Origin of the sequence: Mycobacterium malmoense, assembly GCF_019645855.1 — a bacterium.
GTDB lineage: Bacteria > Actinomycetota > Actinomycetes > Mycobacteriales > Mycobacteriaceae > Mycobacterium > Mycobacterium malmoense.
On record NZ_CP080999.1, the window covers coordinates 1961329 to 1987071 of the forward strand.

A 25743-nucleotide genomic window follows, 5' to 3' on the forward strand; every position below is an offset into this window, starting at 1 on the left:
ATGCCGATGCGACGGTGATCGGAACCTGGGCCCGAGCGCGGCCCCGGTGATCCGACCCGGTTGCTTGCCTTCCGATTGCGTAGTCTGCTACACATAAGTGAATTTTGACTAGTCCATCGTTCGGAGATGCTTATGACCCAGCGCGCTTTGGTGGCCGGTGTCGGGATGATTCGGTTCACCACGCCCAGTCGTAGTGAGACCTACCAGGTAATGGCCGAGAACGCGACGCGGGCGGCATTGGCCGACGCGGCGGTCGAATACTCCTCGGTGCGCCAGGCCTATGTGGGCTATGTGTATGGGGACTCGACATCGGGGCAGGCCGCGCTGTACGGACTGGGGCAGACCGGCATCCCGATCGTCAACGTCAACAACAACTGCTCAACCGGGTCGACGGCGCTGTGGCTGGCGCGGCAGGCCATCGAGGCCGGTGTCGCCGACTGCGTCCTGGCGTTGGGCTTCGAGCAGATGCAGCGCGGCGCGCTGGGATCGATGTGGACCGACCGCCCCAGCCCATTCACCCGCTTCGACGACGTCACCCGCGCCGCGCAGGGGTGGGACGATGCCGCGCCGATGGCCGCCCAGTACTTCGGCGGCGCCGGGCGCCAGTACGCCGATAAGTACGGCACCGATCCCGCGACCTTCGCGCACATCTCGGTCAAGGCGCGCCGGCACGCAAAGAACAATCCCTACGCGGTCTTTCGCGACGAGGTGACCGTCGAGGAAGTGCTGGCGTCGCCGCACATCTATGGACCGCTGACCAGGCTGCAGTGCTGCCCGCCGACCTGCGGTGCCGCCGCCGCGGTGCTGGTCAGCTCGGAGTTCGCCCGCAGGCACGGGCTTTCCCCACGGGTCGCCATCAAGGCTCAGGCGATGACGACGGACTTTCCGTCCACGTTCGCCGGCGCAGACATGATCAAGGTCGTGGGCTACGACATGGCCAAGGCCGCCGCCGATCAGGTCTACGAAACCTCCGGTGTCGCACCGGAAGACATCCGGGTGGTGGAACTGCACGACTGCTTTACCGCCAACGAGTTGCTCACGTACGAGGGTCTCGGCCTAACCCCGGAGGGCACCGCGGAGAAGTTCATCCTCGACGGCGACAACACCTACGGAGGCCGGGTGGTGACCAACCCGTCGGGCGGGCTGCTGTCCAAGGGGCATCCCCTCGGGGCGACCGGCCTCGCCCAGTGCGCCGAATTGGTGTGGCAGCTGCGCGGACAGGCCGGCGCACGCCAGGTCGACGACGTCAGCGTGGCGCTGCAACACAACATCGGTCTCGGCGGAGCGGCCGTGGTGACCCTCTACGAAAAAGTGGGCTGAGCGTGGCAATCGACACGAGCGTCATCGGGACCGCGCTGCCCACCGCAACGCTCACCGTCGACCGAGGGCGGCTGCGGTTCTTCGCCAAGGCGATCGGGGAGACGGATCCGATCTATGCCGACGTCGACACCGCCAAGGCCGCTGGGCACCAGGACATTCCGGCGCCACCCACCTTCCTGTTCTCGGTCGAGCTGGAGAATCCGGACCCGTTCGCGTTCCTGGCATCGCTGGGCGTCGACCTGCGGATGGTCCTGCACGGCGAGCAGTCCTTCACCTATCACGCCATCGCCTATCCCGGCGACGAACTCGTCGCCAGCCCCCGCATCACCGACGTCTACGCGAAAAAGGGTGGGGCGCTGGAGTTCGTCGTCAGGGACACCACGATCACCCGCGCCGACGGGGCACCCATCGCCGATCTGCGATCGGTCATCGTCGTCCAAAACCCAGGGGTGGCACCATGACTCTCGCGGAATCCGTGGCGGTGGGCGCCGAGCTGCCGCCGCTCAAGGCCGCGCCGATCTCGCGGCTGACGTTGGCGCTGTTCGCCGGGGCCTCCGGCGATCACAACCCGATGCACGTGGACCTCGACGCCGCCAAGTCGGTCGGCCTGCCGGACGTTTTCGCACACGGAATGCTGTCCATGGCCTACCTCGGCCGGCTGCTGACCAACTGGGTGCCCCAGCGGCAAATCCGCTCCTATCGCGTCCGGTTTGTCGCCATCACCCCGGTGCGCGGGGAACCGACCTGCACCGGCCGGGTGACACGCATCGACGATGTCGACGGCGAACGGCGAGCCACGGTCGAACTGGCCGTGCGCCTGCCCGACGGCACCACCACTCTGACCGGCGATGCCGTCGTCGCGATCTAGCTGAAAGGCACTGTCACACATGGGAACTCTGAGCAATAAGGTCGCGATCGTTTCGGGTTCGGGCCGCGGCATCGGGCGCGAGATTGCCATCAAGCTGGCCTCCGAAGGGGCCCTCGTCGTGGTGAACGACCTCGACGCCGGCCCCGCCGCCGAGACCGTGGCCGCCATCGAGGCCCTCGGCGGCAAGGCCGTCCCCTGCATCGGCAGCGTCACCGATGCCGGCTTCGGGGAGCGGTTCGTGCAGACCGCCGTCGACACGTTCGGCGGCCTGGACATCATCGTCAACAACGCCGGCTACACCTGGGATTCGGTGATCCAGAAGATGACCGACGAGCAATGGGACGCGATTCTGGACGTGCACCTCAAGGCGCCCTTTCACATCTTGCGCGCCGCCCAGCCGGTCATCGGCGGATTCGTCAAGCGCGCCAAGGAATCTGGAGATCCGGTGCCCTGCCGCAAGGTGGTCAATATCTCATCCCTGGCCGGTGTGGGCGGCAACGTCGGGCAGGCCAACTACGCTTCGGCCAAGGCCGGCATCCTCGGCCTCACCAAGGCTCTGGCCAAGGAGTGGGGCCGCTATAACGTCACTGTCAACGCGGTGGCATTCGGGTTCATCAAGACCCGGCTCACCGAGACGTCGGCGGGTGGCGGCACGATCACCGTGCAGGGCAAGGAGATTCAGGTCGGCGTCAATCCCGGTCTGCTCGCCGCGATGGAACAGCTCATCCCGCTGGGGCGGGCCGGCACCCCCGCCGAGGCCGCGGGCGCGGTCTACCTGCTGTGCACGCCCGAATCCGACTACGTCAGCGCGCAGACCCTGGTCTGCGGCGGCGGAGTGAACATCTAGGGCAAGCGATGAGCGCGGTGCACCGTTCGCCCTGGGTCGATGACGAGATCGCCGACCTCACACGGATGGCGATCAAGTTCTTCGAAACCGAAGCCGTCCCGAACCGGGAACGCTGGGAGCGACAGAAGCGCGTCGACCGTGAATTCTGGCTCGCCGCGGGCCGGTTGGGGCTGCTGTGCGCATCGATTCCCGAAGAGTACGGCGGCGGTGGCGGAACGCTCGCCCACGACTTCGCCATCTTCGAGGCGCAGGCCCGCTGCGGCGATAGCGGATTCGGCAACCAAGTCCACAGCGGCCTGGTGGCCCACTACCTTCTTGCCTACGGAACGGAGGAACAAAAACGGCGGTGGCTGCCGACGATGGCCAGCGGCGAACACGTCGGCGCGATCGCCATGTCGGAGCCCGGGGGCGGCTCCGACCTCAAAGCCCTCCGCGCCACCGCGATCCGGGACGGCGACCACTACCGTTTGAACGGATCCAAGACGTTCATCTCCAACGGCGCCAGCGCCGACCTGATCGTGCTGGTGGTCAAGACCGACCCGGCGGCCGGCGCCAAGGGCGTTTCCCTGCTCGTCCTGGAAACCGCCAATGCCGCGGGATTTCGCGTCGGGCGGGTGCTGGACAAGCTGGGAATGAAGGCCCAGGACACGGCCGAACTGTACTTCGACGACGTGCGCGTCCCCGCCGACAACCTCCTGGGCGAGGAGGGCGCCGGCTACGGTTATGCGATGAAGCAACTCGCCCACGAGCGCCTGATCGTGGCCATCATGGGCGTGGCCATGTTGGAAAGCGCTGTCGCGGAAACCATTGCCTACACCAAACAGCGTTCCGTCTTCGGGGCGCCACTTTTTTCGATGCAAAACACCCGCTTCGAACTCGCCGACTGCGCGACCATCGCGAAAGTGGCGCGAACCTTCGTCGACGACTGCATCGTCAAACACCTGCGCGGCGAGCTCGACGCCGTGACCGCGTCGATGGCCAAGGCGTGGGTGACAGACATGCAGTGCCGGGTCATCGACCGTTGCTTGCAGCTGTTCGGGGGATACGGGTACATGCTGGAATACCCGATCACGCGGATGTACGCCGACTCGCGCGCCCAGAAGATCTATGCCGGCACCAACGAGGTCATGAGGGAACTGGTCGCGCGCTCGCTGTGAGTGCAGTCCCAGCACGGGAGAGGCGAATGTATGTAACACAGTCACTGCACCGGATGCTGCAGCAACGTCCGGACATGCCGCTGACGGTGTTCGCGGACCGCCAGCGCACGGTGCGCCAGTCCGCCGATCGCATCGCGCGGCTGGCCGGGGCGCTGCAGGCGCTCGGCGTCCACCGCGACGACCGGGTGGCGTTCCTGGGCCTGAACTCCGACCGCTACCACGAATACCTCTACGCGGTGCCATGGGCCGGCGCGGCGCTGAACCCGGTCAACATTCGCTGGAGCCCGATCGAAATCGCCTACTCCCTAAGGGATTCCGAAACCACGGCACTGCTCGTCGACGACGCATTCGTCGCGGCCGTCCCGCAGCTGCGCGCCGCGGGTGCCGAGCTGTCGACCGTCATCTACTGCGGTGAGGGCCCGTGCCCGAATGGCATGGTCGACTACGAATCGCTCGTCGCGGACTCGCGGCCGATCCCGGACGCGCGACGCGGCGGCGACGCGCTGTTCGGCATCTTCTACACCGGCGGCACGACCGGGCAGCCCAAGGGGGTGATGCTCAGTCACACCAACGTGATGACCTCGGCGCTGGGCAGCCTGGCCACCGGCCGGTTCCTCACCGACCAAGGCCGAATCCTGCACGCGGCGCCGCTGTTTCACCTGGCGGCGATCGGCATGTGGATCGCCGGCACCGTTGCCGGGTCAACCCACGTGATGGTGCCGTCGTTCACCCCCGGCGGCGTCGCCAAAGCGATCAGCGACCATCGCGTCACCGATCTGCTGCTGGTACCGACGATGATCCAGATGCTGATCGACCACCCGGACACCGCCGGGCATGACCTTAGCTCGCTGCGCCACCTCGCCTACGGTGCCTCACCGATCCCCGAAGCGTTGGTCGAGCGCGCCGCAAAGGCTTTTCCCACAGCGGGTTTGGCGCAGGCCTACGGGATGACCGAACTGGCGCCGGCGGCCACCTTTTTGCCGGCGTCCGACCATGACAAGCCGGCGCTGCAGCGATCCGCGGGTCGGGCGCTGCCGCACGTCGAAGTGCGGGTCGTGGACGAGGACGACAACGAGGTGCCGACCGGCGAGATCGGGGAAGTGGTCGTGCGCGGCGACAACGTCATGCTCGGCTATTGGAACCGGCCCGACGACACGGCCGCGGCGGTCCGCGACGGCTGGATGCACACCGGTGACCTGGCGCGCATGGACGAGCACGGCTACCTGTTCATCATCGACCGGCTCAAGGACATGATCATCACCGGCGGCGAGAACGTCTATTCGGCCGAGGTCGAGAATGCCCTCGCCCGCCATCCCGCGGTCGCCGCCGCGGCGGTCATCGGTGTGCCCGACGATCGATGGGGTGAGCGGGTCCACGCCGTGATCGTGTTGCGCCCCGATCGCGCGGCGGCCCAAGAAGGGCAAGAAGGGATAGTGGAATCGATAGGTGAGCACTGCCGGGCGCTCATCGCCGGATACAAGGTGCCGCGCAGCATGGAATTCGTCACCGAGCTGCCTATTTCCGGGGCTGGTAAGGTGCTCAAACGTGAGCTGCGGGAACGCTATCGGAACCCTGCCGGCACTCGATAGTGGGTAACCAGCAGCAGTCCTTGTCGAGTCCGCCCGCCAGGGGAACGCGACCGCGCAACCGGCGTCAGTTGATCATCGACGCGGCGGCCGACCTATTCTGCGACAACGGCTTCGGCAACGTCTCGATGAGCGATGTAGCCGAGGCGGTGGCCGTCGGCCCCTCGGCGTTGTACCGGCACTTCCGGGGAAAACAGGCGCTACTGGCGACGGTGATCGACGACGCGCTCGGCGCCCTGGACCAAGCGTTGAAAGGAGCCGACGCCTCCGCCGACCTGGCCGCGGTTCTGGCCCGCATTGTGCTGGATCGCCGCGCCGTCGGTGTGCTGTGGCGGCGAGAAGGCCGTCATCTGACAACGGAGGACCGTAAACGACTGCGCCGGGTGGCCCTGCGGATCGGCGATCGGCTCGCCCAACATATTCGATATCGGCGCCCCGACCTGGAGCCGGTGCAAGCCGACCTGCTGGCATGGTGCGCGCTCGGTGTTGCCAATAGCGTGTCATTTCATCGTCTTTCGATGCCCGAGCCGGGATTTTCGGCCCTGTTGACCGGGCTGATCGGCGTGCCGCTCAACGCCGCCGCCGAGCTGCGGGGTGCGGGTGCGGGTTCGGGTGAGTCGCGCGGGGCACTGGCCTCCCGTTCACGAAGGGAAGCGATCTTGTCGGCCGGCGCCGCGCTGTTCGCCCAGAAGGGCTTCTCCGGGGTCAGCGTCGACGACATCGGCGCCGCCGTCGGCATCGCCGGACCCAGTGTCTATAACCACTTCGCCTCCAAGACGGACATCCTGGCGTCGGCGATGTTCCGTGGTAACGAACGGCTTTGGATGGACTTCGACCGCGCCGTCGCCGATGCTCGCGACGCGGCCGAAGCCCTGCGCCGGGTGGTGCTCAGCTACCAAACCTTCGCCTTTCGGAACCCCGACATCGTCGAAATCCTGATCACCGAGGCAGCGCATCTTCCGGTGTCCGACAGCCAGAGCGCCAGGAGAGCGCAACGGGCCTATATCGACGAATGGGTGCACCTCGCACGGCAACTGCACCCCGGCTGGACGATCACCGAAGCACGGATCAGGGTGCAGGCGGCTCAAATAATGATCAACGATGTTGTGGTGATCCCGCGGTTGCGCAAGCTGGCTGGGGTCGAAGCCGCATTGGCCGATATCGCGGTCGACCTGCTGGCCGGGCCATCGGGCCGGTGAATACCCAGGAACCCGTCGACCTCATATTCCTCGCGCCCGGTCTCGCCAATGGGGTTCGCGCAGCGTGGTTTTGAGGATCTTTCCGCTCGCATTGCGGGGCAGCTCCGGCGCGAAGTCCACGGTTCGCGGGCATTTGTAGCCGGCCAGATGGCGGCGGCAGAATTCGATGATGTCTTTCGCGTCGACCTCGTCGGTGGCCACGACGATCGCCTTGACGGATTCGCCCCAAAAGTCGTCGGGCACCCCGATGACCGCGGCGTCGGCGAGGGCGGGATGCTCGACCAGCACGCTTTCCACCTCGGGCCCGTACACGTTCTCGCCGCCGGTGATGATCATGTCCTTGAGCCGGTCTTCGACGTACACGTAGTCATCGGCGTCGAGGCGCCCGATGTCGCCGGTGCGCACCCAATCGTCGGCGGTGACCGTTTCGGCCGTCGCCTCCGGCCGATTCAGGTAGCCGCTCATGTTCTGGTTGCTGCGCACCCAAATCTCACCCGGCTCCCCGGTGGGCAGCGGGTCGCCCGTCTCGGGATCAACGACCCGGATTTCGGTGCCCAGCACCGCCTTTCCCGCCGACAGCTGCAACCCGGGCCGGGTCGAATCGCGGTGATCGGCGTTACTTAGCGCCGTGACCGCGCCGCACAGTTCCGTCTGCCCGTACACCTGAACGAAATGCGTCTCGGGCCACGTCGAGAGCGCCCGGTGCAGCAAGGGCAGCGGCATCGGTGCGGCGCCGTACACGATGTAGCGCAAGCCCGAGATCGCGGCGCTCGCCGCCTCACCGGCCTCCAGGAACCGGGCGATCACCGGCGGGACAAAGAACGCGTGGGTCGCACCGGCCCGCACCGCCCCGATCAGGGCCGCGGCGTCGGGCTCGCGGGTCATGATCGTCGGCACCCCGGCCCTGATACCGAAGAGCGCATAGCCGATTCCGCCTACGTGAAACAGCGGCATGGCAACGAGATTCGCGTCGCCCTCGGTGAACGGGAACGCCGGTGCCAGGTTCGCCGCGTGATTGACGAGTGCACGCTGGCTCAGCAGCACCCCTTTGGGTCGTCCGGTGGTGCCGGAGCTGTAAATCACCAGGGCGGTCTCGCTGTCGTCGACTTGCGCGTCGGTCTCCGCGGGTGAGGCTGCGGCGAGCAACGATTCGTACTCGTCGCCCACCACGACGACACGTTCCAGGCCCGGTACCCTCCCGGCGGCCGCCGGACGCAGCTCGGCGCCGACGAAAAGCACCCGTGCGCCGCTGTCGCCGAGCACGTGGACGAGTTCGTCGCCGGTCAGGCGCCAATTGACCACGGTGGTCACGGCGCCGATTGAGGCGGCGGCAAAGAGCACTTCGAGGCAGGCGGGGTGGTTCTTGTCCAGGAACGCCACGCACTGGCCGCGCTTTACACCGGCGGCGCGCAGCGCTCCGGCCGCGCGACGAATCCGCGACGCCCAGTCGGCCCAGGACCACTGCCGGTCGCCGTAGCGAATCGCTATGCCGTCGGGCCGCCGCCGCGCGTGCCGCTCGACGAATCCGGCAAGCGTGCCGGTCGTGGCGTCGGCTGGTGGCATAAACTTCTCCGCTCGTCGCTACCCTGATGCCCAGTTCGGTCAAGCCAAGGTTAGCCACCATTCCACGAGCCACTTGCAACGACGGGTAAGTGAGCCCTCCCGGTACGGCCAAGCTGGCCGCACCGCCAATCCTCCTGCGGTCGTGGAAGTCGGCGCCTACCAGCAGCAAGCAATCCGGTCCTGGCGCATTCCGCTTGAGCAAGCCAAAGATTGAAAGCCGTGACGGACATCGCCGCGCGACACGACTCCCAGACACATCGGCGCGTCGTCGCCCGCGCTCGCGCGCTGCAACCGGTGCTGCGCACGCACGCCGCGGACGGTGAATTACTTCGCCGGCTGCCCGATACGGTCAGCGACGCGCTCACGCGGGAAGGCATGTTTCGGCTGCTCACACCGAAGCGCTTCGACGGGTATGCCTTTGGTCTGCGGACGGTGCTGGAAGTCGGCGAAACGCTGGGAGAGGCGGACGGATCGGCGTCGTGGCTGGTGTCCATCGGGTCGACCGCGAACTGGATGGCCGCGCGGTGCTCGGCGCAAGTCCAGGAGGAGATCTTCGGCACCAATCCCGACGCGCGGGTGGCCGGATCGAGCACTCCGACAACGGCCCGGCGGGTGGATGGGGGAGTGCGCATCACCGGACGCTGGTCCTACGCGTCGGGAGCCCATCACGCGGACTGGGCCTTGGTGGCCGTCGCGATCCCCGCCGAGCCGGAGGAGACGACGTTGTGCGTCGTGCCGGCGGCCGAGCTACGCCTCGAGAAGTCGTGGAACACGGTCGGGATGCGGGGAACCGGCAGCGACACGTGGGTGGGTGACGACGTTTTCGTTCCCGATCACCGGACGATTCCGCTCGCCGCGATGGCGGAGGCGACGTGGCCGGTGCCCAGTGACGAGCCGATGTACCGGCTGCCCCTGGCGCCCTTGGCGACGGTGCTGCTGATGGCGCCGTTGTTGGGGCTGGGCGGAGCGGCACTGCGCTTCGTGGTTGACAACGCGCCGGCCAAGGCGCTGCACGGCACCACCATTTCCCGGCAGAGCGAATCCGTTGCCGTGCAAGTGCAGATCGCGGAAGCCGCCATGAGAATCAGCACCGCGCGGCTGCACGCGTACGACATCGCCACCACCCTCGACGTCGCCGCCTGGGAAGAACGAACCGTCGGTTATGCTGACCGCGCCGAATTCCGGGCCCGGTTGGGCTATGCCGCACAACAGATTATCGACGCCCTGGGCCTGCTGATGAACGTGCACGGAGCCGGAAGCTTCGCGGAATCAAACCCGCTGCAACGGTATTGGCGTGACGCCAATACCGCCGCACGGCATGCGGGCCTGCAGCCAACCGTCGGCTACGAGGTCTACGGCAAGTCGATGCTGGGGATCGAGGAGCGCATCAGCGCGACGGTGTGAACCCCGTTAGCGACCCTCGGAGAGGGGTGCCCCGCCGGGTCAAGCGTGGGCGTCACGCACCGCCAGGATCGGCCACGGCTCGGGCACGCCCTTCAGGTCGTGGCTGCCGCGGTTGTCGAAGGTAAGCCGTGATCCGAGCACCAGCGGCGGGATCGTGCCCGAAACCAATACCTCCCCGGGCCGCGCGAGAGCCATGATGCGCGCGGCGATGTGTACCGCGATGCCGTGGACGTCGCCGTCGATAATCTCCACCTCTCCGGTGTGCAGGCCGGCGCGGATGCCTAAGCCGAGCTCTTGCAAGGCATCTCGGATGGCGCATGCGCAGCTGATCGCGCGTGCCGGGCCGTCGAACGTCGCGAGCGCGCCGTCGCCGGTGAACTTGACGACTGTGCCGCGCGCGCTGGCCACATACCGCTCGACGACACCGTTGTGCGCGGAGAGCGCCATCGTCCAGGCTTCGTCTCCCAGGCTGGCGGCGCGCTCGGTCGATTCGACGATATCGGTGAACAACACGGTCGACAGCACGCGGTGTGTGGGCGAGGCGGTGCGTCCGCCGGTGATAAACGATTCGATCTCGTTGAGGACGCGGTCGGCGTCACCGGCGAACCATTCGTGGTCGTCGCCGTCGAGCTCGACCAATCGCGCGCGCGGGATCCGCTCGGCGAGATATCGCGAGTGGCCCGCAGCCACATGAGGGTCGCCGCGCCGATGCAACACCAGCGTCGGCGCCTGGATGCTTGCCAGCACGGGCCGAATGTCGGTGCGCAGATACAAGTCGAGGATCGCCTTGAAGTACCCGGGCCCGCCGGCGAGGCGCTCACCGCGGGCCCACCACCGCCGCTTCGCGGGGTCGTCAGCCCAACTTGGCGCCAGGATGTCGACGATAGCGCCGGTCCCCACGTTGTTCCCGAATTCATCGATGTACCGATCCAAAGTCTGCTCGGGCATCCCGAACGGGTAGTCGGGGAGCCTGCGGAAGCAGGCGAACGCGCTCCAGAGCACCAGCGAGCGCACCCGTTGCGGATGGCTGGCGGTCAAGAGCATGGCGGGAAGCGCCGATTCCGACATCGCAAAGATCGACACGCGCTCGCTCCCGATGGCATCGAGAACCGCGAGCAGGCCGTCCGTCCAGGACTGCATTGCGGGACGGTCGTGTATCGGCACCACATCAGAACTGCCGACCCCGAGGAGATCGGTCGTGATCAGGCGGCTGAACGAGGCCAGCCGGCGTAGCTGGCCCGCGACGCTCGGCTCGTCCCAGAGGAGGTCGATCGGGAAGGTCGCGGTGGGGATGAAGAGCAGATCCGGGCCGTGATCACCGACGACCTGGTACGCCAGACGAGCATCGCCGTCGCGCGCATAGACCGTGTTTGGGATCGCCGACATGGCCCCAAGCATGCCCTTTCTCTGCCGAGGCTGCTCCGTTGTCACCTGGCGTAGCACCGGATGTGACCAGACTGGGTGCACGTGGGGGCTAGGGAGCGGTAGGCCCGGTAAGAAGGTCGGCCGCTTTCTCACCGATCATGATTGACGGTGCGTTGGTGTTCCCGGACGTTACCGACGGCATGATCGAGGCGTCGGCGACCCGCAACCCGGCGACGCCGCGCACCGCCAGATCGGGAGTGACGACGGCGCCGTCGTCGATGCCCATTCGGCAGGTGCCCACCTGATGGTGGTACGTGTCGACCGCCCGGAAAGCATACCGGCGCAGGTCTTCTCGCGTCCGGGCCTCGCGTCCCGGGGCGGCCTCGTCCTTGCGCCATGCCTTGAACTTCTGCGACGCGCCGATCTCGCGACACATCTCCACGCAGTCCAGCAGCGCGTCGAGGTCCTGGCTTTCGGACAAGACGTTCGGGTCGCACAGGGGTGCGGTCTGCGGATCGGCAGAGGCCAGCCGAAGCGTGCCCCGCGACCGTGGCCGGATGACGCCCGCGGCGATCGTGTACCCGTGCGCGGGGACCGGATAGCCCGGCGCCGGATACACGATGTGCAGAAAAACGGGTTGCAGGTCCGGTCCAACGCCGCGCCATCCCCGGCTGGCCGCGAACAGTTGGCTCTCGAGCAGGTTGTGATGGCCGTCCGTCAGCGGGAACTCGGCCTCGTACATGTTGCTCAGCAGCAGATGGTCGTGCAGGTTTTGCCCCACCCCTGGAACGTCCACCGCGACCGGCACGCCGACCGCGTCCAGGTGCGCGGCGGGGCCGATACCGCTGCGCATCAAGATTTGGGGCGAGCCGATGGTGCCCGCGCTGAGCACCACCTCCGCTTCGGCTCGCGCTGTATGCATGGTCTGACCGATCGAATACTCCACACCGGTGGCGCGGCCTTCGCCCAGCAAGACCCGGTGCACCAGCGCACCGGTGGTCACCCTCAGCGCGGGGTGGCCGAGAACCGGTGCCACGAAACTCTGCCACGCGCTGGCGCGGCGCCCGCCGCGGCTGGTGATGTGGTTGTACCCGACGCCGACCATCTGGGCGCCGTTGAAGTCATCGGTCACTGGGTGTCCCAGCGCGCTGGCCGCCTCGACGAACGCCTCGGATGTGGGATGCGGGCGCGTGATTCGCTCCACCGATAGCGGCCCCCCTGCGCCGTGCCAAACACCCACGCCGTCAACGTGATCCTCGGAACGCAGGAACAGCGGTAGCACGCTGTCAAAGTCCCAACCGGAGCACCCCTGCGCCGCCCAGCCGTCATAGTCGCTGCGATGCCCCCGTATGTAGATCAGCCCGTTCATCGAACTGCTGCCGCCCAGCACCTTCCCGCGTGGCCAGAACAACGACCGGTTGTTGGCGTGCCGTTGTGGCGCGGTATGAAACGCCCAGTCCTGCGGGCTATGCAGCAACGCCGGCCACCCGTGCGTGCTGTGGATGTCGGGGTTGGTGTCGATCGGTCCGGCTTCGATCACGTGAACGGTGAAGCCGCCGTCGAGGAGTCGCCGCGCGACGACACTGCCCGAGGAGCCGGCCCCGACGACGATGTAGTCACTGACGGGCGTTTCGTCGACCGTGCGCAATTCGTTTCCCTTCCGTCGCTCGCGACCGCCGTGGGCCGTCAGGACCGGACGCTCGAGTGTGGGCGTTGGGCGCGGGGTCCGCAGACCATGCGGTTGTGCCATACCGCGCTGTTATCCCAGGACCGGTCGTAAAATGCGATGCCACAACGGGTGTCAGGGCATTTTTTCAGCCGTTGCCATGTATCGGTCTGTTGAGCGACCAGGACCTCACCCCAGATCGCGGCGGCGAACCATCGCCAGCCGGTGTTGACCGGCTCCCAGGAGATTTCACCGCCGACTGGAACGTTGAACCGTGCCTCGCCCTGCGGGAGATACGCCGGGCCGTTGGGCGCCCCAGCGAGAAGGCCACCCAAGCGATCACGCAGTTGCCGCAGCTTTCGCGCGTCGTGTTTGGTCAGTGTCGGTGACCGGTGGGGGATCCCCCGTGCCATGGTCCAGGCGCGTGCCGCCGAGGCCGCCCACCATTGCGCATCCGGCAGGCGGCCGAGCAGGTCCGGGCCTCGCGAGGCGCCGGCGGCGGTGTTGAGAAAATCTTGCGCCAAGGCCAGTCCAGCGGGCGCGGGCCGTTCGCGACACCGCAGGCTCGCCACCCAAAGCCGTTCAGCTCCCTGGGTTTGCGGGACAACGCCCGACCGCTCGCCCGCACACACGGTCACGTCGTAGCGCTGCTGGCCCTGGGCGGATTGCCTTGTCGCGGAGGTCACCTGCCGACTCATGCCTCAACCTTGCGCTCGCCGACCGGTCCTCGGCTACGACCGGTTCGCTTTCTCGTGGTAGATCACGGCTTCCAGGCCCCACGCGGACGTTGACCGCTAAGGCTCGACGACCTTTCTGATCGTGTTGGCAATCGCCGCCAAGGTGCGTTTGTCTCGGGTGGACAACGCGACGACAAAGGCGCCCTGGATGAGCGCGAGCACGCCGTCGGCAATGTCTTGTGCGCTCTGGTCCTGCCGGATGTCCCCGGCGCGCTGACCCCGCTTGAGGAGTTCGACCAGGCCCGCCTTCCATTTGGCAATCTGCCGACCGAGTTGGTCGCGAAACAGGTCAGACGTGGCGGCCACCTCGGTGGAGAACTTGCCGGTCAGACAACCCCGTTGATAGCCCGACTTGACAAAGAGCCGCACCATATCGTCGAAGTGCCCCACAACCTTGTCCGGAGTGCTCACATCCTCCTTGTTCGCCCATTTCTCCAATGCCTCGAGCTGAAACTGCAGATACCGGTCGAGAACTGCTTGCCCGAACGCGTCCTTCGAGCCGAAGTGATGGTAAAACGAGCCTTTGGGCACTCCCGCGCGGACCAGCACCGCATCGACGGTGGTGCCGTGAAATCCCTGTTCGTAGAACAGTTTCATGCCGGCAAGGAGCAGACGCTCCTTATGCGAGGCCGCCTCAGCCTGCCCTGCAGCCATATTGGCCAACTCCCAACGCTGTGATGCACCGGCTTCGGCCGCGATGCGGGCCGTTCATTTGACGGTATGGTCTAGACGATCTAGTCTAGCGCATGCGTGCACTGCTGGAGGAGGGGACGCGTGGATGTGGTCAAGATGGATGCGGCAAACGGCATGGCGAACCCGCCGGCGCGCTGGCGAAATCATCGCTGCCGCAGCGGGATGATTGAGGACGGCGCGTGGAGCTGCGTCAGCTGCGTTACTTCACGACGGTCGCCGAAGAACTGAACTTCGGGCGTGCCGCAAAGCGGTTGCGCATTGCCTCACCATCGCTTTCCCAGCAAATCAAGGCCCTCGAGCGCGATCTGAAGGTTCGATTGTTCGACCGTGACCGCCGCTCGGTCACGCTGACGGCGAGCGGTGCGGCGCTGCTGCCCGCGGTCCGCACGATCGTGGATCAAGCGGCCCAATTACACCAGTTTGCCATCGGTTTGGCGGCTCGTGAACCCCTCCGGCTTGGCTATGTCAACTGGCTACCACCGGACCTTTGCGAGCGGACCGCACCGGTCACCCAGGTCCACATCGATACGTGGGTGCTGCCGTCGCATGCCCAAGCCGCCCGGGTCGCCGACGGCAGCATCGACCTGGCGGTCTGCTGGGTGCAAACCACCGATCTCGACGCGCATGGGCTCGACGCGCGTGCCGTCTGCGCCGAACAGCTCTCCGCGGTGTGTGTCGGCCCGGATGTCTCCGTGGTCAACGCAAGCGATTTGGTGGTTTTGCTCGACGCGGACGATGCCAGTTGGTCTTCGTGGAATCGGTACGGGGAGCAGTTCGCCGCCGCGACGGGCGCACAGGTGGTGCGAATCAGCGACGGCGGCATCGCCGGCCCAATGCTTTTCCACCATGCCCGCCGCCTGGGCCGACCGGTGCTCAAGTCTCCCAAGAGTTCGACTACCACCGTGCCCGTGGGTTTTGCGCAGCGTCCGATTGTCCAGCCCACGCCATTGTGGACGTGGTCGCTGGTATGGCGCCGCACCGAAACACGCAAAACCGTGCGTGCCGTGGTGGAGGCACTGACGGCCGATACCGTGCTCCTTGACGCCGGCTCAGCGTGGCTACCCGTCGCCGACCTCTACAGGTGATTGCCACGTTCCGCACATCGTCCGCTATCGTCGTGAAATCCCTTGCGCTCGAGCCCATGCGGTGATGAGGGGCGGCATCATGATGATGGCATCGGCCGCAAGCGCCTCCTCGCGGAACAGCGACACGAGGTTGTCAATGTCGGTAACCCCATCGATGCTGAAGCCGGCCTGTTGTGCTATCGGGGACGCCAATCGCCAGACTTCCGTTGTGTAGGACAGGATGTCGGTGTCGGCGGCGGTGCCGATCGGCGCGCCGAGGGTCAGCCGTGGTGAACCGAGTCCGGCATCGGAAAAGACCGTGTGCAGCGTGCTGCCAAACCGAGCGCTGAGCCCCATCGCCTCGAAGGCGCGAACGACTCCCTCTACTACCCGCCGAAACCGCGGCATGTCCGGGGTGCTTCGCGCCCCGGTGATATCGTTCTCGGAGAAGGCAATTGTGCCGCCGGGGCGCACCCGGGCGCTAAGGTGCCGCACCGTGGCGGCCGGATCGGGCACGTGCATCAGGATCAGCCGGCCGACGACGGCGTCGACCGGTTCGTCCAAGGCGATGTCGTCGATCGCGGCCTGCGTGAACTGGACGGCTGGCAGGTCCTGTTCGGCGGCGCGGTCGCGGGCTAGCGCGATCATCTCGGGTGCGGCGTCCACGCCGAGAACGGTTCCCGTCGGGCCGACCAGCCGAGCGGCGATGAACGACACGTCCCCGGGCCCGCACCCGACGTCGAGCACCCGCATGCCCGGTCGCAGCCCAGCGAGTCGCAGCGCATGCTCGGTGTACTCGTTATACAGCCGTCCTTGCAGCAGCAACCGCCGCACCTCTACGTCGTCATGGCCTAGGAGGTAGCTGCTCCCGCTCGCCGCAGCAGATGACGTGGGGCTCATGGGTTTCCTCGCCTTTCCTTAGCTGTGTCGCGCCACGGTCGTCGATCAAAGCGCGCGGTCGCGGCCCCGCCAATGCGGTTCCCGGAGAACGGCTTTGAGGATCTTTCCGCTTGCATTGCGGGGGAGGGATGATCGGAACTCGACCGTTCGGGGGCATTTGTAGCCGGCAAGGTTGCGGCGGCAAAACTCGATGACGTCGCTGGCGTCAATGTCGTTGGCGCTGACCACGAGCGCCATGACGGACTCGCCCCAGCGATCGTCGGGGATACCGATCACCGCGGCATCGGAGATGGCGGGGTGGCCCATGAGCACGCGTTCCACCTCGGGGCCGTAGACGTTTTCACCCCCCGTGATGATCATGTCCTTGAGCCGGTCGTCGATGTAGAGATAGTTGTCGGTGTCGAGATGCCCGATGTCGCCGGTGCGCAACCACCCGTCGGGCGTGATCGTTTCGGTCGTTGCCTCCGGCCGATTCAGGTAGCCACTCATGCGCTGATCGCTGCGCACCCAGATCTCACCCGACTGCCCGCTGGGCACTCGGTCACCGGTGGCCGGATCGATGATCTGGATTTCGCTTCCCGGTGAGGCTTTTCCGGCGGACAGCAGCAAGTGTGGGCGACGGGAGTCTCGATGATCGGCGGGGCCGAGGGTGGCGGCTGCGCCGGCGACTTCCGTCTGCCCGTAGACCTGAATGAAATTCGCTGTGGGCCAGGCCGCGAGGGCGCGCTGCAGCAGCGGCAACGGGGTCGGGGCCGCCCCGTACGCGAGATAGCGCAAGTGCGACATGACTTCGGTCGCCGCACCGCCCGCGTCGAGGATGCCGGCGATCACCGTGGGCACGAAGAAGGCGTGGGTCGCACCGTCGTTCGCGGCGGCGACCAGGGATGCGACGTCGGGCTCGCGGGTCACCACCGTCGGCACACCGGCGCGGATGCCAAACAACGCATAGCAGAGGCCGCCGACATGAAACAGTGGCATGGCGACTAAGTTCTTGTCCCCCTGGGCAAACGGGATTTGCGGGGCCAGGTTGGCGGTGTGATTGACCAGGGCGCGATAACTCAGCAGAACACCTTTTGGCCGCCCGGTCGTTCCCGAGCTGTACATCACGACCGCGATGTCGCGGCCATCGACCGCCGCCGATTCCGATAAAGGTGTGGCGGCGCTGAGGAAAGCGTCGTACTCGTCCCCTTTGCCGCCCACCACGACGACGCGCTGGAGCCCGGGCGCTCGCTCAATGATTGTGCGGACCGTGGAAGACAGTTCGGCGCCGACGAAAAGCAGCCGCGCGCCGCTGTCGTTGAGAACGTGGACCAGTTCCTCGCCGACCGTGCGCCAGTTGACGACGGTGACCGACGCCCCAATCGATGCCGCCGCGAAGAGGGTTTCGAGGCAAGCGGGATGATTCTTGTCGAGGAATGCAACGCGATCGCCTTGTGCCACACCGGCTGTTCGTAGCGCGCCCGCGACGTGCCGGATGCGTAACATCCAGTTCGCCCAGGACCACCGCCGGTCACGATGGCGGATCGCGAGTGCATCGGGTTTGCTCCGCGCGTGTTGTTCGACGAACCCGACGAGTGTGTCCCTGGTGGCGGTCGTTCCGTCGGCATGTGTCATAGGTCCTCCGTCAACGTCGGTGTCCCGAGCGGGTTTTGGCGATCGAGATCGGCACCGAACAGCATCCGCGGCGCCGCATATGAACGCCGCATTGCCCCAGTCAAGCCCGCAAGGAGAGGGTCGTCCAGGACCTGCTTTCGAATAGGCAGTAGGCGCGCCCTCCTACGAGGGTGCGGCCCGAGATCGTTCCAGAAGCTTCGCGAACTCGTGCCCGCGTGTGTCAACATGACAGCGGCGAAAATCCCCCAACCCGACAAGGATCCCGACATGGTGAGCACCGATCGCGCCCGTTCCCGGACATTCATCGTGACGGGTGCGGCGTCGGGCATCGGCCTTGCCACCGCGAGGCGCCTGCTGGCCGAGGGCGGCACCGTCGTCGGCGCGGACCTGGCCGACCCGCCCGATCTCGGCTCCCGGTTCCAATTTGTGGCCGCCGATGTGACCGACGAAGCCGCCATAGCCGCGGTGCTGGCGGCCGTGCCCGGCCGCCTCGACGGCGTCTTCCACGCCGCCGGCGTCGCCGGGGGCGGCCCCGTCCACCTGCTCGACCGGGCCGAATGGGACCGGGTGATCGGGATCAACCTCACCGGCACGTTCCTGGTGGCCAAGGCGGCCCTGGCCAGGATGATCGAGCAGCCCCGCGTCGACGGCGAGCGCGGCTCGCTGGTGACCGTCGCCAGCATCGAGGGCCTGGAAGGTACGGCGGGCGGCAGCTCGTACAACGCGGCCAAGGGCGGCGTCGTTCTGCTGACGAAGAACATCGCGCTCGACTACGGGCCGAGCGGCATCCGGGCCAACGCCATCTGCCCCGGCTTCATCGAAACGCCAATGGCCCAAAGCGTGTTCGGCCTGCCGGGGATGGAGGGTCCGCTGGCCTCCATCACCACGGAGCATGCCCTGCAACGGCTGGGCCGGCCGGAGGAGGTCGCGGCCATGGCGGCGTTCCTGCTGTCTACCGCCGCCTCTTTCGTCAGCGGCCAGGCCATTGCCGTCGACGGCGGCTACACCGCCGGCCGCGACCACGGCGTGGTCAAACTCTTCGGTTTTCCCCAGTGAGGCCGCCGCGAGCTACGCACCGGCGTAGATCGGGGTCCCGAAGCCCCCACGCCTAAAGGCGGTCAGCCACGCGGTTTTTGGCACTATGCGGCGGTGGACTAAGGTTGGGCTAAGGTTGTCCGTGGTGCTGCTTTTCCACATGGTGTTGATCGGCCTGGCCGGGTTCGCCGCCGGCGCCATCAACGCGCTCGTCGGATCGGGCACCCTGATCACGTTCCCCACGCTCGTCGCCCTCGGCTATCCGCCGGTCACGGCCACCATGTCGAACGCGGTCGGCCTGGTGGCCGGAAGCGTGTCGGGCACCTGGGGTTATCGCGCCGAGCTGGCCGGTCAGTGGGATCGGTTGCGGTGGCAGCTCCCGGCGTCATTGGCCGGGGCGCTGCTGGGCGCCTTCCTGCTGCTGCATCTGCCCGCAAGGGTGTTCGCCGAGGTCGTGCCGGTTCTGTTGGTGCTGGCCTTGGTGCTGGTGATGATCGGGCCGCGGCTCCAGTCGTGGGCGTTCCAGCGTGCCGAGCAGGCGGGACGTTCACCCGAACACACCACGCCGGCGCGGATGGCTGCGCTGGTGCTGGGCACGTTCGCGGTCGGCGTCTACGGCGGCTACTTCACCGCCGCGCAGGGCATCCTGCTCGTCGGCATCATGGGCGCGCTGCTGCCGGAGTCGGTGCAGCGCATGAACGCGGCCAAGAACCTCATGACTCTGGTGGTGAATGTCGTTGCCGCGGTTGCCTATTCGCTGGTGGCCTTCGGCCGCATCAGCTGGCCGGTGGCCGGTCTCATCGCGGCGGGCTCGCTGATCGGGGGATGGGTCGGCGCGCACTATGGGCGCCGGCTGTCGCCGAAGGCGTTGCGCTCCACCATCGTGGTGGTCGGCCTGATCGGGCTGTACCGCCTGGTCACGGTGGCGTGACGAAAGCCCCTCGTCGACCCGCGGACGGCGGGGTGGGCCGGTAGTTCACCGGCGAACCGGCGCCGCGAGCGCGGCGTCCGCCGTCCGGTAAATGGGCAGCATGCCGTGGAGCCCGCACGCGTCGACAATTCGCGCGACGATCGGCGCGCGACTCACCAGACGCATTTCGATGCCACGCTCGCGACACCGTTGCGCCTCGTCGGCCAGCACAGCGAACGCGCAGCAGCCCATGAAATCGAGTCCCGTGACGTCGACCACGAGGGGTCCGGGCGGTGTGACGACGCCGGCCGCCTCGCTGACCAGCTGCCGCCACGTGTGCTCGTTGCAGGCGTCGATCTCACCGCCCGCGTTGATGAGCACCGCCGCGCCGCTGCGGTCGGTGGTCGCCCTCAGCGTGCTGTGTGAATCGCCCAGCTCGTAAACCAGCCGCGTGCTGAGCATGAAGTGGGGGCTGGACATAGGTTCCGCAATAACCGGGCTCATGATGGACTCCCTCATCGATCGGTGTCGGTGACGCCGGTCTGGATGCCCGTCCTGCTGTCTTAAGACAGACGGTTCGCGAATCGCGAATCTCATTTGTATAACGAGACAGGGCGGTCTGTCTATATGTCGGGGGTTAAGAGTATGGTAAGGCTCGCTATGACAAGCCACGATGTCACGACGCCGGCCTCGGCCCGTGAACGAATCCTGGCTGCGGCTTACGAGCTGTTCAGCCGGCGCGGGATCCGCGCGGTCGGCACCGACGAGGTGATCGAGCGGGCCAGCGTGGCGAGGGCGACCCTCTACCGTCATTTCGCGACCAAAAACGACCTGGTCCTGGCCGTGCTGCAGCGGCGTGAAGAACTGTGGACCCATGGCCTCATCGAGGAGCGGTCACGGCAGCGAGGCAACACCCCCGAGGAACAGTTGCTCGCGATCTTTGACGTGATGCACGACTGGTTTCAGCTCCGCGACGGTTACGAAGGCTGCTCGTTTATCAACGTGTTGCTCGAGTTGGGGCCGGCCCATCCGGCCGGGCGGGCCAGCATCGCCCACATCGACCACGTCCGCGACATCGTGCGTCACCGCGCTCTCGCGGCGGGGCTGACCGACGTCGAGGACTTCGCCTCGTCCTGGCACATCCTGATGAAGGGCGCCATCATCCTCGCGGCCGTGGGTGAGCTGGATGCCGCGCTGCGCGCCCGCAAGATGGCCTGCACGCTTATCGAACAGCACCGGCCGATATCCGCGGCCGACGCCGGTGAGGCCGTGAGCTAGGCCCGGGTTGGCTCGTCGACTTTGATGACTCTGCGCTCACCAGGCACTCTTCTCGTACTTTTGCCTGGTGGGCGCAGAGTCAACCGCAGCAAGTCAGCGTGACCGGGTGTGCCAGCTGGTCGACCTGCTCTCCGGCGTGGAGAACGAATTGGCATCGCTGCTTCATCAACCCCCACAGCACTACCCCTGCCTATAGCGACCTGGGTTCAAACGTTTCAGCACCAAGGAGCTGGGTTAGCGGATTTCACGCGGCGTCGGCCGGGGTGCCGGCCTTGCGGTAGTGCTCGGCCTCGAGTTCGGCGATCGCCCGCGAGGTGCGTTCGCGCAGCAGGATCGCGGCGATAAGTCCGCCGATGACCGCGATGAGTAGCCCGATCCAGGAGAACCGCTCCATCCAGCGTTCGGCGGCCATCCCGGCGAAATACACCAGGGCGGTCGTGCCGCCGGCCCAGCAGATAGCGCCCGACACGTTGGCGGCCAGGAAACGCGGGTAGTGCATCTTCAAGGCTCCGGCCAGCGGCCCGGCGAAGATCCGCAGCAGCGCGATGAAGCGGCCGAAGAAGACCGCCCGAACCCCCCAGCGGTTGAACAACTTTTCGGCGAGGGCGACGTGCCCGGGACCGAAGTGTCTCGGGAACCGCCGGCCGAGCCGGTCGAAGAGCGGCATGCCGAACCGGCGCCCGACCGTATAGCCAATCGAGTCGCCGACCACGGCGCCGATCACCGCGGCAATGCCGACGCCGATCGGATTGACCGCCAGGTCGTGCTGCGACGACATCAACGCCGCGCTGACCAGCACGATCTCGCCGGGCAGCGGTATGCCCAGGCTCTCCATCCCCACCACGCCGCCGACCACCAGGTAGACCGCGAGCGGCGGGATGGACTGCAGCAAAGCCTCCACATTCATGGGTCAAGGATGCCTGACCGGCGGTCGAACCGCGCCGTAACGTCGCCGCTTTCCCGCGGCGCGCCGAGGGGTTCCAGCCGCGGCCGTTTGGGCACCCGCCCGTCGGCCGACGACCGGCCGCGCAGGCGGCGCCAGATCCACGGGATGAAACTGTCGTGGGTCCAGCGCAGCTGTTCGTAGGCGCTGGCCGGGAACGACAACCGCATGGGATGGCCGCTCGCCTCGGCCCAATCATGGTTGCTGTCAGGCAATTTGAGAGCTTCGGCGGCCGCGGCCGCAAACAGGATGTGCCCTTGGCTCGACGCGTGCACGCGGTCGACGGCCCACGTGTCCACGTTGTGCATCGAGGGCGCGTTGTACAGGTCGACGAGCCGGAACCCGTAGCGATCGGCGGCCGCCGCGATGGCGTCGTTGATGCGGGTGAGCCGCGACGACACAAGCCGGCCGAGCGGAAGGAATTGCGCGACGTTGGGGAACGTGGTGGTCACCACCGTCGCCCCCGAATCGGCCAGCGCGGCGTGGACGTGGTCGAGGTCGACAAGGGCACGGCCGAACGATCGTCCCGGCTGGATGACGTCGTTCATTCCGGCGCACACGGTGATCAGGTCCGGGCGCATCGCCAGCGCCTGCGGAACCTGCTCGCTCAGCACGTCGGCCATCCGCTTGCCGCGGATCGCCAGGTTGGCGTATCGCAAACCCGGAAAGAACGAGTCGATCAAGACGGCGAGCCGGTCGGCAAATCCGAGGAGGCCGACGGCGTCGTCGCCGTCCCATAAGCCCTCGGTCTGACTGTCACCGATGGCGATGTATCGGCGGTATCCGGTCCCAATAGCACCGCACACGAAGCCGAGACTAATCGCAATTTCGGGCCGCGTGGCCGCGACAAGCTGCCAAAAGTGCCCGAAAGTGGTTGTCTTCTGCAGCGGGGCGCAACGTTCGCCATCCGGCGGGCCGACGACCGGTGGGCGAATGCCCAAGTGGCGCAGAGCGGCCGCGGATCCAGTCGAACGAGGCTGGCCACCCGGGTCAGTCGCTGCGCCAAGCAGCTTTGCCAGGTTTTTACAAGAAGGCTTTGTGCTAATTCACAGCCGGTTGACAACCGAGTATCCAGGAAGCGCGGCTACGGTGGTCACATCAGGTCTACTGCGCATGTGAGAGCGAAGTAACGCAGGGATAATCGCCGATTTTGCGTGCGTCACCGCATGGCCGTGCGTCACCGCATGGCCATGCGTTCGAGGAAGGACTGGTGCCATGGTTGATCGGTCACGGCGTGGTCGATTGCGAGAACTCGGACCGCGAGTGCTGTCCGTCATCGGACACCAAGAGTGGCTGGATCGGCCGAGCTATCGGTTTGAGCACCTGCTCAGCTTCGCCTATAACGGGCTGGGCGGGGCGCGCGACTCCGTCACCAACGCGCTGCACGGCGTCTGGCTCGGGCACCCGGTGCATCCGCCGCTGGCATCGCTGACGAGCGGCGCGCTCGGCACGACGGTGGCATTGGATGCGTTCAGCTTGCTGCCGGGCCGGCGCACCACCGAGGTCGGCGAAGCGTCACGGTTTGCCCGCCGCGCCCTGGGCGTGGGGATTGTGGCGAGCATCGGCTCCGCCATCACCGGCACCACCGATTGGCAGCACACCCACGAGGCGGAGCGCCGGGTGGGGTTGGTACACGGCCTGGTGAACCTGGCCGCGACCGCGCTGTACGCACAGTCCTGGTGGGACCGTCGCCGGGGCCGCAACCTCCGCGGGATCGCCCTCACCGCGCTCGGCTACGCGATCACCCTCGGGGGTGGTTACCTCGGCGGGGCCCTGGTGTTCGAGTCCGGTGTCGGAATCGACCAGTCGGGTGAGCGGCTGCGCACCAAGGAGTGGACGCCGGTGCTGGCCGCGAGCTCGTTGAATGGGAAACCGGTGCGCGTCGAGGTCGACGGGGTGGGACTGGTGGTGTGCCAGACCAAGCCGGGAGAGGTGTCGGCGTTCGGTGAGTTCTGCCCGCACCTGGCGGCGCCGATGGCCGACGGCTGGGTCGATCGCGGGCGGATCGTGTGCCCGTGGCACGGCTCGTGGTTCGAGGCCGAGTCGGGGGAGGTGTTGCGTGGCCCGTCGGCGGCTCCGCTGCCGCGCTACGAGGCCAGGTTGGTCGACGGAATGGTCGAAGTCCGGGGCGAAGAGGAGATGCGCATCGATGCGCAAAGCGGCGGGAAGGGGATAACCAAGTGAACGCCTACGACGTCTTGAAAGAGCACCACGTCGTGATCAAGGGCCTCGGTCGCAAGGTCAGCCAGGCTCCGGTGAACAGCGAAGAGCGGCATGCCCTTTTCGACGAGATGCTGATCGAACTCGACATCCACTTTCGCATCGAGGACGACCTGTACTACCCGGCCCTCAAGGACGCCAGCAAGCTAATCGCGGTCGCCCACGCCGAGCATCGCCAGGTGGTTGACCAGCTTTCGGTGCTGCTCAAGACGCCGCAGAGCGCGCCGGGCTACGAGCGGGAGTGGAACTCCTTCAAGACGGTCCTGGAGGCACACGCCGACGAGGAAGAACGCGACCTGATTCCCGCTCCCCCCGAGGTGACGATCACCGACGCCGAGATCGAGGAGCTGGGCAACAAGATGGCCGCGAAGATGGAGCAATACCGCGGCTCCGCGCTGCACAAACTGCGCACCAAGGGCCGGGCGGCGCTGGTACGCGCCCTGTAGCAGCAGGGCGCCGGGCTACCTGGCCGCCGCGGCCTTCCCGTCGGCCGCGTAGATGCTGGCCAGCCAGATGTGCACCAGCGTGTCGATCACCCGGTGTTCGGGGATCGCCGGCTCCTCCGCGGTGAACGTCGCGGCCATCACCCGCTCGCTCAGCAGGTTCAGCGCGACGGCCAGGTCCTCGGCCGGGTAGGTGTCGGGGGCGGCGCCCCGCATGCGCTCCGCCTGGATCGCCACCGTGGTGTAGGTGATCCACCGCTGCATGAGTGTCGACCACAGCTGCCGGACCTCGGGGTTGGTGGCCTTGGCCGCGGCGCCGGCGACGGCGACCGCTCGATGCGACCCGGACACCTCGAAGAACGCCTCGATGCGCGCCCGCCACAGCGTCGCGGGATCGCCGGACGGTGTGGCGCCGAGCGCCGTAAGCGCCGCGTGCGCCTTGTTATTCATTTGGTCGAGCAGCGACAACAAGACCGCATTTTTCGACTGGAAGTAGAAGTAGAAGGTGGGCCGGGAAATGCCCGCGCCTTTTGCCAGGTCGTCGACGGAGAAGTCGGCCAGCGGCCGTTCCTGCAGGAGCCGCTCGGCGGTGGCCAGGATCGCCTGTTTGCGGTCGTCACCCGAATGTTGGGATGAACGGCGGCTTCGGGAGGCGTGCATGTATTCGGCCTGCGTCGAGCGGTCGGACACGTGAGTTACTTTATGGACGCGTCGATATATGTCAACGAAATTGTTGATTAAAACCAACGATATTGTCGATGAAGATCGACGGATTGTTTATCGGCCGATTCGTTGATTGATCGACGGTCCGTCGAAATTCGTTTGGTAACAACCCGTCTGGTGGTCCGTCGGACGGGACCCTCAACGACGCCTTCAGCTGACGAACCGGACTGGTGACTTTCGCCCCTACATCGCGCCTGCCCGGTGGTGG

The 25743-nt window shown here is 66.8% G+C and carries 25 protein-coding genes; 14 read left to right on the plus strand and 11 right to left on the minus strand.

Annotated features, from left to right (window positions below; all coding sequences use genetic code 11):
• The first annotated feature begins 132 nt into the window (after window positions 1-132).
• From K3U93_RS09230 to K3U93_RS09260, 7 genes are read left to right on the plus strand one after another with little or no spacing between them, the layout of a single operon-like run.
• Entirely contained in the window at window positions 133-1320 is a 1188-nt protein-coding gene (locus K3U93_RS09230) for a lipid-transfer protein (protein WP_083011339.1), read from the plus strand.
• Between the two features lie 2 nt (window positions 1321-1322).
• Complete coding sequence (locus K3U93_RS09235) at window positions 1323-1781, plus strand: MaoC family dehydratase N-terminal domain-containing protein (protein ID WP_083011340.1); 459 nt, start codon at window positions 1323-1325, stop codon at window positions 1779-1781.
• Window positions 1778-2188 carry a MaoC family dehydratase gene (locus K3U93_RS09240; RefSeq protein WP_083011341.1) on the plus strand — a complete coding sequence of 137 codons (411 nt, stop codon included), beginning with the start codon at window positions 1778-1780 and terminating at the stop codon, window positions 2186-2188. Before K3U93_RS09235 ends, K3U93_RS09240 begins: the two co-directional genes overlap by 4 nt.
• A gap of 19 nt (window positions 2189-2207) precedes the next feature.
• On the plus strand, window positions 2208-3035 hold the full coding sequence (locus K3U93_RS09245; protein ID WP_083011342.1) for an SDR family NAD(P)-dependent oxidoreductase: 828 nt from the start codon (window positions 2208-2210) through the stop codon (window positions 3033-3035).
• A gap of 8 nt (window positions 3036-3043) precedes the next feature.
• Window positions 3044-4192: an acyl-CoA dehydrogenase family protein gene (locus tag K3U93_RS09250; protein ID WP_083011343.1), complete on the plus strand. Its 1149-nt coding sequence runs from the start codon at window positions 3044-3046 to the stop codon at window positions 4190-4192.
• Between the two features lie 26 nt (window positions 4193-4218).
• Window positions 4219-5781: a long-chain-fatty-acid--CoA ligase gene (locus K3U93_RS09255; RefSeq protein WP_083011344.1), complete on the plus strand. Its 1563-nt coding sequence runs from the start codon at window positions 4219-4221 to the stop codon at window positions 5779-5781.
• Between the two features lie 20 nt (window positions 5782-5801).
• Entirely contained in the window at window positions 5802-6977 is a 1176-nt protein-coding gene (locus K3U93_RS09260) for a TetR/AcrR family transcriptional regulator (protein WP_083011398.1), read from the plus strand.
• A 21-nt stretch (window positions 6978-6998) separates the two neighbouring features.
• Here K3U93_RS09260 and K3U93_RS09265 read toward each other — a convergent pair whose 3' ends face one another.
• The gene (locus K3U93_RS09265; RefSeq protein ID WP_083011345.1) at window positions 6999-8540 is read right to left on the minus strand and encodes a long-chain-fatty-acid--CoA ligase; all 1542 of its coding nucleotides are present in this window, start codon (window positions 8538-8540) and stop codon (window positions 6999-7001) included.
• Between the two features lie 219 nt (window positions 8541-8759).
• Between K3U93_RS09265 and K3U93_RS09270 the strand changes: the two genes are divergently transcribed.
• Complete coding sequence (locus K3U93_RS09270) at window positions 8760-9944, plus strand: acyl-CoA dehydrogenase family protein (RefSeq protein ID WP_083011346.1); 1185 nt, start codon at window positions 8760-8762, stop codon at window positions 9942-9944.
• 39 nt (window positions 9945-9983) lie between these two features.
• On the opposite strand, the gene K3U93_RS09275 is transcribed toward K3U93_RS09270, so the two are convergent.
• From K3U93_RS09275 to K3U93_RS09290, 4 genes are all read right to left on the minus strand, one after another.
• Window positions 9984-11330 (minus strand): adenylate/guanylate cyclase domain-containing protein, encoded by a 1347-nt coding sequence (locus K3U93_RS09275; RefSeq protein ID WP_071511471.1) that lies wholly within the window; start codon window positions 11328-11330, stop codon window positions 9984-9986.
• 88 nt (window positions 11331-11418) lie between these two features.
• A complete protein-coding gene (locus K3U93_RS09280; protein WP_230981620.1) occupies window positions 11419-12957 on the minus strand; it encodes a GMC family oxidoreductase in 1539 nt (512 codons plus the stop codon).
• A gap of 38 nt (window positions 12958-12995) precedes the next feature.
• Window positions 12996-13673 carry a CGNR zinc finger domain-containing protein gene (locus K3U93_RS09285; protein ID WP_083011348.1) on the minus strand — a complete coding sequence of 226 codons (678 nt, stop codon included), beginning with the start codon at window positions 13671-13673 and terminating at the stop codon, window positions 12996-12998.
• Between the two features lie 96 nt (window positions 13674-13769).
• Window positions 13770-14366 carry a TetR/AcrR family transcriptional regulator gene (locus K3U93_RS09290; RefSeq protein ID WP_071511469.1) on the minus strand — a complete coding sequence of 199 codons (597 nt, stop codon included), beginning with the start codon at window positions 14364-14366 and terminating at the stop codon, window positions 13770-13772.
• A gap of 218 nt (window positions 14367-14584) precedes the next feature.
• Between K3U93_RS09290 and K3U93_RS09295 the strand changes: the two genes are divergently transcribed.
• Window positions 14585-15490, plus strand: coding sequence for a LysR family transcriptional regulator (locus tag K3U93_RS09295; RefSeq protein ID WP_083011349.1), 906 nt, complete (start codon window positions 14585-14587; stop codon window positions 15488-15490).
• A gap of 24 nt (window positions 15491-15514) precedes the next feature.
• On the opposite strand, the gene K3U93_RS09300 is transcribed toward K3U93_RS09295, so the two are convergent.
• Window positions 15515-16369, minus strand: a complete 855-nt coding sequence (locus tag K3U93_RS09300) for a methyltransferase domain-containing protein (protein WP_083011350.1) — start codon at window positions 16367-16369, stop codon at window positions 15515-15517.
• Between the two features lie 45 nt (window positions 16370-16414).
• Window positions 16415-17983, minus strand: a complete 1569-nt coding sequence (locus K3U93_RS09305) for a long-chain-fatty-acid--CoA ligase (RefSeq protein WP_083011351.1) — start codon at window positions 17981-17983, stop codon at window positions 16415-16417.
• Window positions 17984-18250: 267 nt separating this feature from the next.
• Between K3U93_RS09305 and K3U93_RS09310 the strand changes: the two genes are divergently transcribed.
• The gene (locus K3U93_RS09310) at window positions 18251-19039 is read left to right on the plus strand and encodes an SDR family NAD(P)-dependent oxidoreductase (protein WP_083011399.1); all 789 of its coding nucleotides are present in this window, start codon (window positions 18251-18253) and stop codon (window positions 19037-19039) included.
• Between the two features lie 139 nt (window positions 19040-19178).
• A complete protein-coding gene (locus tag K3U93_RS09315; protein WP_071511482.1) occupies window positions 19179-19949 on the plus strand; it encodes a sulfite exporter TauE/SafE family protein in 771 nt (256 codons plus the stop codon).
• 45 nt (window positions 19950-19994) lie between these two features.
• On the opposite strand, the gene K3U93_RS09320 is transcribed toward K3U93_RS09315, so the two are convergent.
• Window positions 19995-20432, minus strand: coding sequence for an anti-sigma factor antagonist (locus tag K3U93_RS09320; RefSeq protein ID WP_139797089.1), 438 nt, complete (start codon window positions 20430-20432; stop codon window positions 19995-19997).
• A gap of 156 nt (window positions 20433-20588) precedes the next feature.
• Here K3U93_RS09320 and K3U93_RS09325 point away from each other — a divergent pair, with 156 nt between their 5' ends.
• The gene (locus tag K3U93_RS09325; RefSeq protein ID WP_071511464.1) at window positions 20589-21206 is read left to right on the plus strand and encodes a TetR/AcrR family transcriptional regulator; all 618 of its coding nucleotides are present in this window, start codon (window positions 20589-20591) and stop codon (window positions 21204-21206) included.
• A gap of 244 nt (window positions 21207-21450) precedes the next feature.
• On the opposite strand, the gene K3U93_RS09330 is transcribed toward K3U93_RS09325, so the two are convergent.
• The gene (locus tag K3U93_RS09330) at window positions 21451-22113 is read right to left on the minus strand and encodes a DedA family protein (protein WP_083011353.1); all 663 of its coding nucleotides are present in this window, start codon (window positions 22111-22113) and stop codon (window positions 21451-21453) included.
• Window positions 22110-22955 carry an SGNH/GDSL hydrolase family protein gene (locus tag K3U93_RS09335; protein ID WP_083011400.1) on the minus strand — a complete coding sequence of 282 codons (846 nt, stop codon included), beginning with the start codon at window positions 22953-22955 and terminating at the stop codon, window positions 22110-22112. The genes K3U93_RS09330 and K3U93_RS09335 overlap by 4 nt, the downstream gene beginning before the upstream one ends.
• Before the next feature lie 409 nt (window positions 22956-23364).
• On the opposite strand from K3U93_RS09335, the gene K3U93_RS09340 reads away from it, so the two are divergent.
• Window positions 23365-24333 (plus strand): Rieske (2Fe-2S) protein, encoded by a 969-nt coding sequence (locus K3U93_RS09340; RefSeq protein WP_071509310.1) that lies wholly within the window; start codon window positions 23365-23367, stop codon window positions 24331-24333.
• Window positions 24330-24815, plus strand: coding sequence for a hemerythrin domain-containing protein (locus K3U93_RS09345; RefSeq protein ID WP_071509309.1), 486 nt, complete (start codon window positions 24330-24332; stop codon window positions 24813-24815). Before K3U93_RS09340 ends, K3U93_RS09345 begins: the two co-directional genes overlap by 4 nt.
• A gap of 15 nt (window positions 24816-24830) precedes the next feature.
• Here the strand turns inward: K3U93_RS09345 and K3U93_RS09350 are convergent, their stop codons facing one another.
• Window positions 24831-25472, minus strand: coding sequence for a TetR/AcrR family transcriptional regulator (locus K3U93_RS09350; protein ID WP_176220022.1), 642 nt, complete (start codon window positions 25470-25472; stop codon window positions 24831-24833).
• Window positions 25473-25743 lie beyond the last annotated feature (271 nt).